This window comes from Erwinia sp. JUb26 (assembly GCF_003751505.1).
Classification (GTDB): domain Bacteria; phylum Pseudomonadota; class Gammaproteobacteria; order Enterobacterales; family Enterobacteriaceae; genus Erwinia.
Genome location: NZ_RJVB01000012.1, coordinates 62,698 through 77,209, shown reverse-complemented (window position 1 = coordinate 77,209; position 14,512 = coordinate 62,698). Strand labels below are relative to the sequence as shown.

At 54.8% G+C, this 14,512-nt stretch carries 11 protein-coding genes, 6 tRNA genes and 1 other RNA gene; 12 read left to right on the top strand and 6 right to left on the bottom strand.

Features of this window, described 5'->3' with window-relative positions:
• Positions 1-118 precede the first annotated feature (118 nt).
• Positions 119-466 (top strand): DUF2502 domain-containing protein, encoded by a 348-nt coding sequence (locus tag EC836_RS23525; RefSeq protein ID WP_123337712.1) that lies wholly within the window; start codon positions 119-121, stop codon positions 464-466.
• Between the two features lie 68 nt (positions 467-534).
• Here EC836_RS23525 and EC836_RS23520 read toward each other — a convergent pair whose 3' ends face one another.
• A complete protein-coding gene (locus EC836_RS23520) occupies positions 535-1,773 on the bottom strand; it encodes an Nramp family divalent metal transporter (RefSeq protein ID WP_123337710.1) in 1,239 nt (412 codons plus the stop codon).
• A gap of 439 nt (positions 1,774-2,212) precedes the next feature.
• On the opposite strand from EC836_RS23520, the gene EC836_RS23515 reads away from it, so the two are divergent.
• Positions 2,213-3,397, top strand: coding sequence for a NupC/NupG family nucleoside CNT transporter (locus EC836_RS23515; RefSeq protein ID WP_123337708.1), 1,185 nt, complete (start codon positions 2,213-2,215; stop codon positions 3,395-3,397).
• 351 nt (positions 3,398-3,748) lie between these two features.
• A complete protein-coding gene (locus tag EC836_RS23510) occupies positions 3,749-5,344 on the top strand; it encodes a rhodanese-like domain-containing protein (protein WP_123337705.1) in 1,596 nt (531 codons plus the stop codon).
• Between the two features lie 125 nt (positions 5,345-5,469).
• On the opposite strand, the gene EC836_RS23505 is transcribed toward EC836_RS23510, so the two are convergent.
• A tRNA-Ala gene (locus EC836_RS23505) sits at positions 5,470-5,545 on the bottom strand.
• A 49-nt stretch (positions 5,546-5,594) separates the two neighbouring features.
• Positions 5,595-5,670, bottom strand: a tRNA-Ala gene (locus EC836_RS23500).
• A 409-nt stretch (positions 5,671-6,079) separates the two neighbouring features.
• On the opposite strand from EC836_RS23500, the gene EC836_RS23495 reads away from it, so the two are divergent.
• Together EC836_RS23495 and EC836_RS23490 are read left to right on the top strand one after the other, a co-directional pair.
• The gene (locus EC836_RS23495) at positions 6,080-6,868 is read left to right on the top strand and encodes a formate/nitrite transporter family protein (RefSeq protein WP_123337703.1); all 789 of its coding nucleotides are present in this window, start codon (positions 6,080-6,082) and stop codon (positions 6,866-6,868) included.
• Between the two features lie 157 nt (positions 6,869-7,025).
• Positions 7,026-7,379, top strand: coding sequence for a YfeC-like transcriptional regulator (locus EC836_RS23490; RefSeq protein WP_123337701.1), 354 nt, complete (start codon positions 7,026-7,028; stop codon positions 7,377-7,379).
• A 227-nt stretch (positions 7,380-7,606) separates the two neighbouring features.
• Here EC836_RS23490 and gltX read toward each other — a convergent pair whose 3' ends face one another.
• Positions 7,607-9,016, bottom strand: a complete 1,410-nt coding sequence (gene gltX, locus EC836_RS23485; RefSeq protein ID WP_123337699.1) for a glutamate--tRNA ligase — start codon at positions 9,014-9,016, stop codon at positions 7,607-7,609.
• A gap of 271 nt (positions 9,017-9,287) precedes the next feature.
• Between gltX and EC836_RS23480 the strand changes: the two genes are divergently transcribed.
• The 6 genes from EC836_RS23480 (at position 9,288) to EC836_RS23455 (ending at position 11,211) form a co-directional block, all read left to right on the top strand.
• Positions 9,288-9,363: transfer RNA gene (locus EC836_RS23480), tRNA-Val, on the top strand.
• Positions 9,364-9,404: 41 nt separating this feature from the next.
• Positions 9,405-9,480 (top strand) — tRNA-Val (locus tag EC836_RS23475).
• Between the two features lie 29 nt (positions 9,481-9,509).
• A tRNA-Val gene (locus EC836_RS23470) sits at positions 9,510-9,585 on the top strand.
• 4 nt (positions 9,586-9,589) lie between these two features.
• A tRNA-Lys gene (locus tag EC836_RS23465) sits at positions 9,590-9,665 on the top strand.
• 31 nt (positions 9,666-9,696) lie between these two features.
• Positions 9,697-9,821: non-coding RNA, RtT sRNA (locus tag EC836_RS23460), on the top strand.
• An 889-nt stretch (positions 9,822-10,710) separates the two neighbouring features.
• Entirely contained in the window at positions 10,711-11,211 is a 501-nt protein-coding gene (locus EC836_RS23455) for an Lrp/AsnC family transcriptional regulator (RefSeq protein WP_199735267.1), read from the top strand.
• Positions 11,212-11,214: 3 nt separating this feature from the next.
• Here EC836_RS23455 and EC836_RS23450 read toward each other — a convergent pair whose 3' ends face one another.
• Together EC836_RS23450 and EC836_RS23445 are read right to left on the bottom strand one after the other, a co-directional pair.
• Complete coding sequence (locus tag EC836_RS23450; protein ID WP_123337697.1) at positions 11,215-12,063, bottom strand: DMT family transporter; 849 nt, start codon at positions 12,061-12,063, stop codon at positions 11,215-11,217.
• 192 nt (positions 12,064-12,255) lie between these two features.
• A complete protein-coding gene (locus EC836_RS23445) occupies positions 12,256-13,176 on the bottom strand; it encodes a LysR family transcriptional regulator (protein ID WP_123337695.1) in 921 nt (306 codons plus the stop codon).
• Between the two features lie 94 nt (positions 13,177-13,270).
• On the opposite strand from EC836_RS23445, the gene EC836_RS23440 reads away from it, so the two are divergent.
• Positions 13,271-14,284 carry a bile acid:sodium symporter family protein gene (locus tag EC836_RS23440; protein ID WP_123337693.1) on the top strand — a complete coding sequence of 338 codons (1,014 nt, stop codon included), beginning with the start codon at positions 13,271-13,273 and terminating at the stop codon, positions 14,282-14,284.
• Positions 14,285-14,512: the final 228 nt, after the last annotated feature.

Below are 14,512 nucleotides of genomic sequence, written 5' to 3'. Positions count from 1 at the left end.
GATAATTCTCAAATCCGCATTTTTGTCTGCATTTCAGACTCCGCCAGTCGTCACGCGCTGGCTCGGTCCTTATTCTGCTGATACGGCGGGGAAGTCGCACCGCTGATAAGGAGATAATATGAAACGCTTATTGTTGATTGCCGCTTTACTGGCATGTTTATCACCGCTGGCTCTGCACACAGCACAGGCAGACAGCGCAAGAATTACTCTGGCTCCGGGCATTACTCTACATTTGGGCGACCGCGACGATCGGGGCCGCTACTGGGATGGCGGGCGCTGGCGGGACGACCGCTGGTGGCGCAACAATTATCGCTATAACGAAGGCCGCTGGTGGCGGCACGAGCAGTGGCGACGTCATGAAGAGATGCGCCGCCATCATCAGTGGGAGAAAGAGCGCCGCTGGCGGGAACATGAGCGCCGCCGTGAATGGCGGGAGCACGACCGCGATCGCCGCCATCACCATTAATGACCGAAAAATGAGTTAAAAAAAGGGCAAGCCGCGAAGGGTTGCCCTTTTTGTTCACCGTAACGACATTACATACCGGCGGCCATCGACACCAGCAGATAACCGTTAAGCGCCACCACAACCACCACGATCAGTCGGCCAATATTCTGCATCAGCCGCGAGTTCACCATATCGCCCATCAGTTCACGGTTGCCGGTAAACGCCAGCAGCGGCACAAGCGCGAGCGCAATACCAAAGCTCAGCACCACCTGACTCATCACCAGAATACGGGTCGGATCCCAGCCCGCGATGATGACAATAAATGACGGCACCATCGTGATAACGCGACGCACCAGCAGCGGAATATGGAAGTGGATAAAGCCCTGCATCACCACCTGACCCGCCATGGTTCCAACGACGGTTGAGGACAGACCGGCGGCGAGAAGGCTCAGGCCAAATACCACCGCTGCCGCTTTGCCGAGCAGCGGGTCAAGCGTGAGGTATGCCTCATCCAGATCGGCAATACCGCTGTGGCCGCTGAAGTGGAACGCGGCGGCGGCGGTCGCCATCATCGCCAGGTTGACGAACCCGGCAATGGTCATCGCCACGGCCACATCCAGCTTGGTGGAACTGTAGCGTTCGCTGCGCGTGCCGCCATCGCTTTTCTGGGTCAGCGAGGAGTGAAGATAGATTACATGCGGCATGATAGTCGCACCCAGCACCCCGGCAGCCAGCAGCACGGCGTCAGCGGTGGGCAGCGACGGCACCGCCATCCCCTGCAGTAAATCCACCACTTTCGGCTGGGAGAAGAACAGTTCAATCACGTAGGCGGCGGCGACAAACAGCAGCAGACCGCCGATCACCAACTCAAGCGGCTTCTGTCCACGGCTTTGCAGCATCAAAATCAGGAAGGTGGCGACCCCGGTGAGCATGGCGCCCTGCAGCAGGCTGACGCCAAACACCAGCTTGAAGCCAATCGCCGCTCCGATAAATTCGGCAAGATCGGTCGCCATCGCGATGATTTCAGCCTGCACCCAGTAGAACCAGACCGCCGGGCGGGGGAAACGATCGCGAATATGCTCACACAGGTTTTTGCCGGTGGCGATGCCGAGCTTGGCCGACATCAGCTGGATCACCATCGCCATGATGTTGGCCCACACCACCACCCACAGCAATGTGTAGCCGTAGGAGGCACCGGCCTGAATATTGGTGGCGAAGTTGCCGGGATCGATATAGCCGATCGCCGCGATGAAGGCAGGCCCCATCAGGGCAAACTTGATTTTCCGATTACTGCGGACGCTCTGCTGCGCAGTGCGGCTTTCCAGCATAGTGATGACCCCTGATCTGCAACTGACAGACTATTTCGCCATAGATGATAATGATTATCAACAGCATTTGTAATGATTATTGTAATCGCTGTGATAGCCGGCGCTATGAAATATAGCACTGGCTATACTTTGGCTTAAAATACGCCAAAGTCAAAAATTGAGCAACCTCTTTCACTGTAGGGTATTCGCCATTCACTTACCATACAGCGGGTGATTTTTTCATCGCCTTTTCGCCACGATTACGCTAAGTAATATGAAGTAAACGAATGACGCGGGGAAAAATTCGCAGACCCGAGAGAAAAACCTGTGACGGCTCATGCTTTTCTGCAAAAAGCTGTAATAGCTAATTGTTATATTGTGGATTAAGTCTCGTTTTTCCAAACCTTGTTACATAGAATGTGCAACGAAATATAACTGCCCTCAAATTATTGGAGCAAACATGTCCCGCATTCTGCACTTTGCACTGGCACTGGCGGTGGTTGCGCTGTTGGCCTTACTGGTCAGCCGCGACCGAAAAAATATCCGCGTCCGCTTCGTTATCCAGCTTTTGGTGATCGAAGTTCTGCTGGCCTGGTTCTTCCTGAACTCTGAAGTCGGTCTCGGCTTCGTTCAGGGCTTCTCAGACCTGTTCGAAAAACTGCTGAAGTACGCAGCGGAAGGTACCAACTTTGTCTTCGGTAATATGAGCGACAAAGGTCTGGCCTTCTTCTGGCTGAATGTACTGTGCCCGATCGTCTTTATCTCTGCGCTGATCGGTATCTTGCAGCATTTCCGTATTCTGCCGATCATCATCCGCGCCATCGGTACGGTACTGTCGAAGATCAACGGCATGGGCAAACTGGAATCCTTTAACGCGGTGAGTTCGCTGATTTTGGGACAGTCAGAAAACTTTATCGCCTATAAAGATATTCTTGGAAAAATGTCCGAACGCCGCATGTACACCATGTCAGCGACCGCCATGTCGACCGTTTCTATGTCGATTGTCGGTGCTTATATGACCATGCTGCAGCCGAAGTACGTCGTGGCCGCGCTGATCCTCAACATGTTCAGCACCTTTATCGTGCTGTCGCTGATCAACCCCTATCGCGTCGAGAACGAAGAAGACCTGAAGCTGAACAATACGCATAAAGGTCAGAGCTTCTTTGAGATGCTGGGTGAATATATTCTTGCCGGCTTCAAAGTGGCGGTTATCGTTGCCGCGATGCTGATTGGCTTTATCGCGCTGATCTCCGCCATCAACGCCCTGTTTGATACCATTTTCGGCATCAGCTTCCAGGGGATCCTCGGCTACGTGTTCTTCCCGTTTGCCTGGGTGATGGGCGTGCCTGCCGGTGAAGCGCTGCAGGTCGGCAGCATTATGGCAACCAAACTGGTGTCTAACGAGTTTGTTGCGATGATGGATCTGCAGAAGATTGCTTCCCAGCTGTCGCCGCGTGCGGAAGGTATCCTCTCGGTGTTCCTGGTTTCCTTCGCGAACTTCTCGTCTATCGGCATCGTTGCCGGTGCGATCAAAGGTCTGCATGAAGAGCAGGGTAACGTGGTTTCCCGCTTCGGTCTGAAACTGCTGTACGGCTCAACGCTGGTTAGCGTGCTGTCGGCCTCTATCGCCGGACTGGTGCTGTAACACGGATCGGGGCCAGCCGGCCCCGATTTTCATTCGGTCAATCCGCAGCATCCTGCTGTAACTGCTTTTCCCACCGTCACATCATTCTTACGCTGTCCGCTGCCGCTCGTTCTGGCCACATCCATTTACGGTACTTTCCGTCATCATTTGCCTGCGATCACCTCCACCCAGTCTTGCGTCTGGTATTTCATTCGCGGATCGCAACACGCTGCGCCGCAGCATTGTTGATTTGCTGGTTAATAACGAACAATTATTGATTTCACTCGTCTTTTAATCCGGCTTAGTGTTGCCCTCAGAATTGCCATCCCTCGGCGGTTACGCCTTCTTTCACTCTCTGTCTGGAACCCTCTTATGGCTGAAAATACTCTGTTAACCCGCGACTACCATCAACTGCGCCTGGCGCTGCAAAATCACCAGGAAGTGACGCTGATTGATGTCCGTGAAGAAGTCCAGTTCGCCAGCGGACATCCGCTGTTTGCGGTGAATATCTCCCTTTCCAAGCTGGATCTGGAGATCCTCAACCGCATTCCCCGTCTGACCACGCCGGTCACCGTTTACGATAACGGTGAAGGGCTGGCGCAGGAGGCGGTCGCCAGACTCCGCGAGATCGGCTATCTCGACGTTGCGCTGCTGGCGGGCGGGCTGTCCGGCTGGAGCGAAGCGGGCGGTGAGCTGTTCAGCGACGTCAACGCCCCCAGCAAAGCGTTTGGCGAGCTGGTCGAGAAACGCGCCGAAACGCCTTCCCTCTCTGCTGAAGAGGTCAATGCCCTGCGGCAGGCGGGCAGCAGCGTAGTGGTGCTGGATGCCCGACGCTTCGACGAGTACCAGACGCAAAGCATTCCAGGCAGCATCAGCGTCCCCGCCGGCGAGCTGGTGCTGCGCAGCCGGGATCTGGCTCCCTCACCGGAAACGGCCATCGTTGTGGTCAGCGCCGATCGCACTCGCGGCATCATCGGTGCGCAGTCGCTGATTGACAGCGGACTGCCTAACCCGGTTTACACCCTGCGCGATGGCATTCTGGGCTGGACGCTGGCGGGCCTGAAACTGACATCTGATCAGTCACATCGCTATGGCGAAGTCAGTGACACCGCCCACCTGCATGCGGCACGCCATGCGCGTACGCTGGCAGATAAGGCCGGGGTACAGCGTGCCACGCTCGAGGAGTTGAGCGGCTGGCTACAGCAGGATAAGCACACGGTTTATCTGTTTGACGTGCGCGATGAGGCGGAATATCAGCAGGGGCATTTACCCGCTGCGCGTCACGTTCCCGGCGGGCAGCTTATTCAGGAAACCGATCAGTACGCCAGCGTTCGCGGTGCGTGGATTGTGCTGATCGACAACGATGGCGTACGCGCCAATATCAGCGCGTCCTGGCTGGCACAGATGGGCTGGCAGGCGTTTGTGTTGGATGGCCTGAGCGTGGCGGACTTCAACGCCACCGGCGGCTGGTCACCCCGCGTTCCGCCACAGCCTACGCTGCCGGAGGTTGAACCGACGGAACTGGCGACTCTGCTTGTCGACGGCGAGATTCAGGTGCTGGATTTCACCACCAGCGCCAACTACGCTAATGCGCATATTCCCGGTGCCGCCTGGATCCAGCGTTCGGCACTGACCACCGGGGGAGACGCCGTGCTGCCGGATTCACCGCGCTATGTTGTGACCTGCGGCAGCAGCCTGCTGGCGCGTTATTCCATCCCGAAACTGGAACAGCTGACCGGCAAACCAGTGCTGGCGCTAAAGGGCGGTAACACGGCGTGGAAAGCCGCTGGCCTGCCGGTAGAATGCGGCGAAACCCACCTGCTGCTGCCGCGCGTCGATCGCTACCCGCGCCCTTATGAAGGCAAAGATATCCCTCCAGCCACGTTGCAGGCTTATCTGGACTGGGAACGCGGGCTGATTACGCAGCTGGATCGTGATGGCACCCATGGGTTTCGGGTAGTGAAGTAAGCGATAAACGGGGGGCCTGTCGCGGGCTACCCCGCTTCTTTAGGCGATCGGCGTCACGGCCATAAAATACGGACGAAAAAAAATCCGCCGAAGCAGATTTAATTTTTAACGCGACGTTGAGAATTTGGTGGAGATAAGCGGGATCGAACCGCTGACCTCTTGCATGCCATGCAAGCGCTCTCCCAGCTGAGCTATACCCCCACTACTAAAACTCTGTTTTTCGGTGCCACCTGAATCTTCTGGTAAGATTTGGTGGAGATAAGCGGGATCGAACCGCTGACCTCTTGCATGCCATGCAAGCGCTCTCCCAGCTGAGCTATACCCCCAGTCCGAAAAACCGTGTCGTGTTGACGGCGGGGATAATATGAAACAGCGGGGTTGGTGTCAACGGCAAATTAACAATCTGAGATCGATCGCTGAAAAAGCCGCCAAAGCGATGATAAAAACGTTAATTCCCTGTTTTTGACTCCCCGCCGCAACGAATCCATTCCAGCAGGTTATTGTCACCGCTATACGGCTTCCTTCAGGAAATACCGATGATTTACGCTGGTTCAGCCACTTATCTTTCGCTGTTAATTATTGGTAATTTTTATAAGTAAAGGTGCTTGTTTTTGTTAACCCAGCGTGCAAAACTTGCGCCCGAATTTGGATGCCGGGCCTTCTCTGCGCTGGATGCGCGCGTTTCAGCACGCGACGGAATCCGGCAGTTTATTATCACTATAAATCAGAGCCCTCATGTCTTTGCACACACCAAAAGAAATTGCTGCTCTTGCCGTTCAGGCAGGCGTGGTGAAAAGCCGTTCGCCCATCTCTTCTTTGCTGATTCTTGGTTTTCTGGCCGGAGCCTTTATCGCCTTCGGCTTCCTGCTGTATATCCACGTGATTAATCAGCTGCCTGCCGACTGGGGTTCCTTCAGCGTACTGCTTGGTGCCGCCGTCTTCCCGGTCGGAATTATTATGACCGTACTGGCCGGCGGCGAGCTGCTGACCGGAAATATGATGCTGCTACCGGTTGCCTGGTTTGCCCGCAAAATTAGTGCGTTAAGCCTGCTGCGCAACTGGTTCTGGGTGACCATCGGTAACTTTATCGGCAGCGTGGCCATCGCCTGGCTGTTTGGCCATATGATCGGCATGACCGAAGGTGATTACCTGAAGAAAACCGTGGCGATTGCCAGCGCGAAGGTTAACGCGGACTTTATGCACGCGTTCATCTCCGGTATTGGCTGTAACTGGCTGGTTTGCCTTGCCACCTGGCTGGCATTTGCCAGTAAAGACGTGGTCGGTAAAATCTTCGGCATGTGGTTTCCGGTTATGGCCTTTGTGGCCATCGGTTTCCAGCACGTCGTAGCGAATATGTTTATCGTTCCTGCCGCTATTTTTGCCGGTTACCTGAGCTGGGCCGAATATCTGCCAAACTTTGTTGCCGTATTCCTCGGCAATACCGTTGGCGGCGCGGTGTTTGTTGGCCTGGCTTACTATATTGCCTACCGTCCCCGCACCGAAGAAGTGGCTGTTTCTCGCTAATATATTCTCCCCCGCGCGCCCGCTGCGGGGGAAATTTCCTGTTATCCCGCGAACTTTTCCACTCTTTTAGCTAAAGGTTAGTAATTTGTATTAGTTGTTCGAGTGATGAATTGTTGTAATATGTTCAATTACTTTATTCGGCTAAAAGGGATAGATAGTGAAAAAGGATTGGTTAACGCCGGAAGAACTGGCACAGCAAACAGGTTTCAGCAGACAAACCATCAATAAATGGGTGAAGAAAGAGGGCTGGACAACAGCTCCAAAACCCGGTGTTCAGGGCGGTAAAGCCCGAATGATTTTTATTGATGAACAGGTAAAAACATTCCTGAAATCAACACGTCATGCAACGGAACCTACGGCGCACTACCGTGTTAATCAGAGTTCTCTTTCTGCTTTACTGGTTTCATCGCTGCAGCAACTGAGCACCGATGAACAGGAAAAGCTGACGGCATTACTGCTGCGTGAGGGAATTCAGGGGATTTTGCAAAGGTTAGGTATTCGTAACGCTTAACCATCAGTACTGCAGCCAATAACGGTGTATTCCACATCAGTTAATTGACACAGTTACTGGAGTAAATAAAAGGCTCATGATCGTCATGAGCCTTTTTTAATGGAATAATTAGCGGTTGCCTGAATAGCTGCGTGCATCTCTAACTGCGAATTTGATTCACGCGGGCATAAAGAAATCAGCGGTAACAGGCTCAGCCAGTTGACGAATAGCCTGATGACCGCCTGAAATCAGCCCTCGCGAGTGGAGATAAACGCCAGCGCTTTTTCAATACGCGCAATACTACGTGATTTACCGATCGCCTGTACGGTGACGTCAAGGCCCGGCGACTGACCGGCACCGGTTACGGCTACGCGCAGCGGCATTCCCACTTTACCCATGCCGACTTCCAGCTCGTCCGCCGTCGCCTGAATGGCGTGATGAACGTTTTCTGCCGTCCAGTCTGCCACGGCGGCCAGCTTGTCGCGCACCACTTCCAGCGGCTGACGCGCAACCGGACGCAGGTGCTTCTTCGCCGCATCGGCATCGAAATCATCGAAGTCTTCATAGAAGTAACGGCAGGATGCCGCCATTTCCTTCAGCGTTTTGCAACGCTCGCCCAGCAGGGTCACCAGCTGTGACAGCTGCGGGCCAGTGCGGGTATCAATGTTTTCCTGCTCGATGTGCCACTGCAGGTGAGTCGCCACGTACTCTGGTGCCAACGTATTGATGTAGTGATGGTTCAGCCACTGCAGCTTCTCGGTATTGAAAGCGCTAGCCGATTTGCTGACTGCATCCAGATCGAACAGCTTTTTCATCTCGTCAACGGAGAAAATCTCCTGGTCGCCGTGGGACCAGCCCAGACGCACCAGATAGTTCAGCAGCGCTTCCGGCAGATAGCCGTCATCACGATACTGCATGACGCCGACCGCGCCGTGGCGTTTAGACAGTTTTTTGCCGTCGTCACCCAGGATCATTGAAACGTGGGCATAAACCGGTACGTGTGCGCCGATCGCTTTCAGGATATTGATCTGGCGTGGCGTGTTGTTGATATGGTCTTCGCCGCGGATAACGTGGGTAATGCCCATATCCCAGTCATCGATCACTACGCAGAAGTTGTAGGTCGGCGCGCCGTCGGTGCGGCGAATAATCAGATCGTCCAGTTCCTGGTTGCTGAACTCGATCGGGCCACGGATCTGATCGTCAAAAATAACCGACCCTTCCTGCGGGTTACGGAAGCGCACCACGCACGGCTCGTCGTCGGCGTGATGTTCATGGCTGTCGCGGCAGCGGCCGTCGTAGCGCGGCTTCTCATTATTGGCCATCTGCTGTTCGCGCAGCGCTTCCAGGCGTTCTTTAGAGCAGTAGCATTTGTACGCGGTACCGGCTTCCAACATTTGGTCGATCACCCCGTTATAGCGATCGAAACGCTTGGTCTGATAGTACGGGCCCTCATCCCAGTCGAGATTCAGCCAGTTCATACCGTCCATAATGGCATCGATCGCCTGCTGGGTTGAACGCTCCAGATCGGTATCTTCGATACGCAGCACAAACTCACCGCCGTGATTGCGGGCAAACAGCCAGGAGTAAAGTGCGGTACGAGCGCCGCCAACGTGCAGATAGCCAGTTGGGCTGGGAGCGAAGCGGGTTTTGATTTTCATTAATGAATGCCTTATTACGCGGATGCTTTGGCCAGAGTCAGGGCAAATTTTGCCAGTCTGATTTTCGTGGCAGATATTCTATCACTCAAAGACGAATCCTCAACGCCAATCCCCACTTCTGCCCCGGTCATTGCGGAGATTTTCTTCGGCAAGCCTCTGTTTTTGCCTGAAATCAGAACATCCTGACTATTTTTAAGGCGAACTCACATTTTACTCATAAAAAGCGTTGACTCATTTTCGCGGATCCCTATAATGCGACTCCACACAGCGGGGGTGATTAGCTCAGTTGGTAGAGCATCTCCTTTACACGGAGGGGGTCGGCGGTTCGAGCCCGTCATCACCCACCATCTACTTAGGTAGGCTCGCAGTGTAGATAAGTCCTGAGATTGGGCGATTAGCTCAGTTGGTAGAGCATCTCCTTTACACGGAGGGGGTCGGCGGTTCGAGCCCGTCATCGCCCACCAATCTCAACTTATCGCAGCAGTAACGATATGGGTGATTAGCTCAGTTGGTAGAGCATCTCCTTTACACGGAGGGGGTCGGCGGTTCGAGCCCGTCATCACCCACCATATCGGGTCGTTAGCTCAGTTGGTAGAGCAGTTGACTTTTAATCAATTGGTCGCAGGTTCGAATCCTGCACGACCCACCAATGTAGAAAGGCGCCTTAAAGGCGCCTTTTTGCTGTCTGCGATTCGGGTAGGATTTGAACCTGCAGCAGGTTCGGGTCGAACGCAGTGAGACAACGTTGCCCACGGCAACGACCCGGAGGGCGAGGCGAAGCCGAGTCATCCTGCACGACCCACCAATGTTAAGAAGGCGCCCTAAAGGCGCCTTTTTGCTGTCTGCTATTCGGGCGGGGCGGAGCCTGGCTTCACGTCGCTGCTGCGGTTACGGGCGGTCCTCGCGTCACGCTTTATGTGATACCTTCGGCGACAGCCGCGTTCCCCCTTTACGTAACGCGAACGCGGCTTTCAAACAAAATCCAGATCGGCTGACTTTAAACTCCCTGGGTATCGTGCTGGCTGTTTTTTTCGCAGTTTGTTTATTTCCGCAAGCAACACAGCAGGCTGGCCGGTCCCGCAACCGGATAATCCGCAGCGCTGGGCGAAGAGAGGAAGCCAGGATTTGAATCGCCCACGCGTCTGCCTGTCAGAACGTTTAATGCAGGTGCAGACATAACCAGGCAGATTCCCCTTGAACGTCGCGATCGTTATTTTTTGCATCTGTCATGGACTACGGAAGCAATACCGCAGGCTGGCTGTGCCCCCGAGAGGGCAATCCGCAGCGCTGAATAAAGAGAGGAAGCCAGGATTCATCCGCATGGACGCGGGTGAAAGACAAAGCCGGGCCATGGACGGCCCGTCTTTGGCGGTCCGGCAGGCTGACGAGCGAAGTGAAGGGACCGCGCAAGCGGCGCGAGGAGCGCCCTCTCGGGGGCACGGCCAGCCAGCGCAATCTCCATAACGACAAAAAAGCGCCCAGCATTCAACATTCAACATTCAACATTCAACATTCAACATTCAACATTCAGCATTCATCACCCAAAATTACTGATATCTGACCTCATAGCCAGAAAACTCAATTTAGCCCATCGCGGCTTAGATACCTCACCTCACCCGCTGTGGTAAAGTTTCCGAACCCAATGATTAATGCACTCGCCAAACTGGCCATTAAGCACCTAATGCACGGCAAACATGAGAAAAAAAATCAGCAAAAACGATCTGGACCGCTTCGACCTCGCGATCCTCAATATCCTGCAGGATAATAATCGCCTGCCGCACGCGGCCATTGCCGAACGGGTGGGGCTTTCCACACCCTCAATTCAACGCCGCATAAGCAGACTGGAAGAAAAAGGCGTGATTAAAAGTCATGTTGCTGTGATCGACCCGGCAACGGTCGGCAATCCGATAACCGCGGTGATCGAGTCGAGGCTGGTTGAAGATCGCAGTCTGGTGATGGACCGGGCAAAGCGCTATTTCCGCAACGTTGAGGAGATCCAGCAGTGCTATTTCGTTAATGGCGGCGTCTCTTTTATCATCATTATGATTTCCCGCGACTTACAGCACTTCGAACAGCTTGTCAGGCAACATTTTGCCGACAATATGGATATTCTCACCTATCGCACGCTGATCGTACTCGACCCGGTGAAAACCGGCCTGAAAATTCCGTTATTCGATCTGGACGACAGGCCGTAATTATCAGGATACCGTTCGCTGCCTGGAAAACAGCGCGCAGCCCGCGCAGGCGGCCATTACACAGGCAATACCGGCGCACTGTATCAGGCTCAGGGTTTCATCCAGAACCAGCCACCCCGCAATGGCACTGACCGCCGGAGAACCGCTCAGCAGCACGCCGAACACCCGTGAAGGCAGCCAGCGCATAGCGTACATATCCAGCAGGAACGGCAGCATACTCGACAGCACCGCCACGCTAAAACCGACCAGTAGGATCTCAGGCGAGAACAGCGCCATCCCGGCCTGAATGGCGCCGGGTGGCACCGCGATGAGCGCTGCAATCGTCATACCGATCGCCACGGAGCGCCCGCCACCGCCTGAAACCCGTCGGCCAATAATCACGTACAACCCCCAGAACATCGCCGCCGCCAGCGAGAAGCCGACCCCACGCAGATCGATTTCCCCTTTAACATCCCCGGCGGCAAGCAGCACCATCGCCAGAGCTGAGAGCGCAATCCAGATCAGATCGGACTTCTGCCGCGATGTCAGCAGCGCCGCCAGCAGCGGTCCCATCACCTCGATGGAAATCGCGATACTCACGGGAATAAAGGTAAAGGCGCGGTAAATCAGCAGGTTCATCAGCGCCAGGATCACGCCATACAGCAGCATTGAAGGCCACGAAATGTCGTCTTTCCTGATATTCCAGGGACGAAAAATAACCAGCAGGACAATCGCCGATATCCCAAGGCGCAATGCGGCCACCCCGTCGCTACCGACCAGTGGAAAAAGGGTTTTAGCAAAGGCCGCCCCGGACTGAACGGAGACCATCCCGGCAAAGGCGGCGACAAAAGGCAAATTACGATGACTCTGCATGGAATGTTTTCATAAAAGAGAGAGTTAGAGAATTGTAAACCTCAGCGGCGAGTCGTTTTCTCATAAATACGGCCTGAATGATTTTTATCATTAAGTTTTCGCTATCCGTGATACGAAAACTCAACGTTGTCATCCTGGCCTTTTTTCATCCGTTTAATATCCCTCCCATCCCCGGTGCTGAGCATCATCAGGCTAATAGGGCGGCGCGATGCTGCGCTGCTTCGTCAACAGCGCAGCCTGCTGGCGGACCTCCTGCCAGATGGCCTCAGCGGCGGGGGTCAGCGAACGGTTTTTACGCCGCACCAGCATAATGGTACGGTTTATTTCCGGCACCATCCTTCTGACCATTAACGGCCTTCCCTGCGGCAGCGGCAGCGCCAGGGCAGGCAAAACGCTGATGCCAATCCCCGCCTCCACCATTGGATAGAGCGTAGCCGGATGACCAATTTCCTGGGCGATATCGGCCTGCACCTGCTGCTGCCGCAGCGCCTCATCGATCAGTACGCGACTTCCGGAGGCATAATCCTGCAGCACCAGCGTGCGCTGATTGAGCATATGCCAGTGAATGATTTGCTGCTGCGCCAGCGGGTCATCCATACGACACAGCAGCAGGAAGGGCTCATCGAGGATAGCCTCACATTGCAGATCGTCCGAATGCAGCGGGCCAATGACGATACCAAAATCCACCTCCGCATTACGAATGCTTTGCAGCACCCACTGCTGCGGGCGATCGCGCAGCATCACCCGGATTTCGGGATAGTTCAGCTGCCCGGCGGCCAGGCACTGCGGCATCAGATGCGCCGAGATGGTCTGGCTGGCGGCAACGCGCACCGTACCGCTGCGCTGCTGACCGTAGCTGCGAACGTCGAGCAGCGTATTGTTCAACTCCTCCAGCAGGTGTTCCAGCCTGCTGGCCAGCTGTTCGCCCGCTTCCGTAAGCACCACTTCACGGGTGGTACGGTCGAGGAGGCGGATCCCCATTTCCCCTTCCAGCTCTTTAATACTATGGCTGACCGCAGACTGGCTGAGGCCGATGGTTTGCCCCGCCTGGCTGAAACTACCCTGCGCGGCTACCGCCACAAAGACACGTAGCTGGCGTAATGTGTAATTCATCGATTCACCTCATATATTCATTCAATAAATCAATTTTATTTCTAAACCCACTCGTCGCACAATAGCCGGATGTTTCTATAACAAGGCTTTAACAATGGGTAACTTTCGTCTCGATCCGCTGATGCTGAAACTGATCGCCACCGTTCTGCTGGCTTCATTTCTTCCCGCACGTGGCCACTTCGTCGACTTTTTTGAATGGCTGACTACCGCCGCTATCGCCCTGCTGTTCTTTATGCACGGTGCAAAACTTTCAAAAGAAAAGATTATTGCCGGTGGCGGCCACTGGCGCCTGCATCTGTGGGTGATGTTCAGCACCTTCGTTATTTTCCCGGCGCTGGGTATGCTGTTGGTCTGGTGGCATCCACTGCCGCTCAGTACCGAGATCTACACCGGCTTTATGTATCTGTGCATTCTGCCCGCCACCGTGCAGTCTTCAATCGCGCTGACGTCGCTGGCCGGGGGCAACGTTGCCGCTGCCGTCTGTAGCGCATCGGCGTCCAGCCTGCTGGGGGTGTTTATTTCGCCGCTGCTGGTTGGCCTGTTAATGAATGTCAATAGCGATGCTGCCACCGGTAACTTTGAGCAGATCGGTAAGATTATGCTGCAGTTGCTGGTGCCGTTTATCGTCGGGCATATTTCCCGCCGCTGGATTGGTGCCTGGGTGGAAAGAAACCGCAAGCTGATCGGCCAGACGGATCAGACGTCGATTCTGCTGGTGGTTTATTCCGCCTTTAGCGAAGCGGTAGTGAACGGTATCTGGACGCGCGTTGGCGTCAGCACTCTGCTGTGGATTGTGGTCGGTAGTCTGGTTCTGCTGTTCCTGATTCTGGCGATCAACCTTGCAGCGGCGCGCCTGTTTGGCTTTAACCGGGCGGATGAGATTACCATTCTGTTCTGCGGTTCGAAGAAGAGTCTGGCGAACGGGGTGCCAATGGCAAATATTCTGTTCCCGTCGTCAGCGGTGGGGATTATTGTGCTGCCGTTAATGATTTTCCATCAGGTGCAGTTGATGGTGTGTTCGATGCTGGCCCAGCGTTATAAAAAGTCGGGCGAGAAGCTGGCTGCGCAGTCGGCAGCGGGCAAGCCGCTGGTAGAGTCGCAGAAGTAGTCTGATTGGATGGGCGATTAGCCTGTGACCTTTCGGAATGCCGAAATAGCCGCTTCATTTGGAGCGGCTATTTTTTTGCTGCAGTTTAAGTTACTGAGGGTTAGGCGGCTTTTTGCTGAATGGCTGGTACATGGAGGGCTGGGGAACAGCCTCTGCGGCTTCCGGGCGGTCCTCGCGCCGCATTGCGGTTCCTTCGGTTTCGGCATCGGGTCTTTCGGACCGGCCTGG

Bases quoted from the DNA above. Each gene is read 5' to 3' on its own strand.
- gltX (WP_123337699.1), bottom strand. From the start codon at position 9,016: ATGAAAATCAAAACCCGCTTCGCTCCCAGCCCAACTGGCTATCTGCAC.
- EC836_RS23510 (WP_123337705.1), top strand. From the start codon at position 3,749: ATGGCTGAAAATACTCTGTTAACCCGCGACTACCATCAACTGCGCCTG.
- EC836_RS23455 (WP_199735267.1), top strand. From the start codon at position 10,711: ATGAGAAAAAAAATCAGCAAAAACGATCTGGACCGCTTCGACCTCGCG.
- EC836_RS23515 (WP_123337708.1), top strand. From the start codon at position 2,213: ATGTCCCGCATTCTGCACTTTGCACTGGCACTGGCGGTGGTTGCGCTG.
- EC836_RS23440 (WP_123337693.1), top strand. From the start codon at position 13,271: ATGGGTAACTTTCGTCTCGATCCGCTGATGCTGAAACTGATCGCCACC.
- EC836_RS23520 (WP_123337710.1), bottom strand. From the start codon at position 1,773: ATGCTGGAAAGCCGCACTGCGCAGCAGAGCGTCCGCAGTAATCGGAAA.
- EC836_RS23450 (WP_123337697.1), bottom strand. From the start codon at position 12,063: ATGCAGAGTCATCGTAATTTGCCTTTTGTCGCCGCCTTTGCCGGGATG.
- EC836_RS23495 (WP_123337703.1), top strand. From the start codon at position 6,080: ATGTCTTTGCACACACCAAAAGAAATTGCTGCTCTTGCCGTTCAGGCA.
- EC836_RS23525 (WP_123337712.1), top strand. From the start codon at position 119: ATGAAACGCTTATTGTTGATTGCCGCTTTACTGGCATGTTTATCACCG.
- EC836_RS23445 (WP_123337695.1), bottom strand. From the start codon at position 13,176: ATGAATTACACATTACGCCAGCTACGTGTCTTTGTGGCGGTAGCCGCG.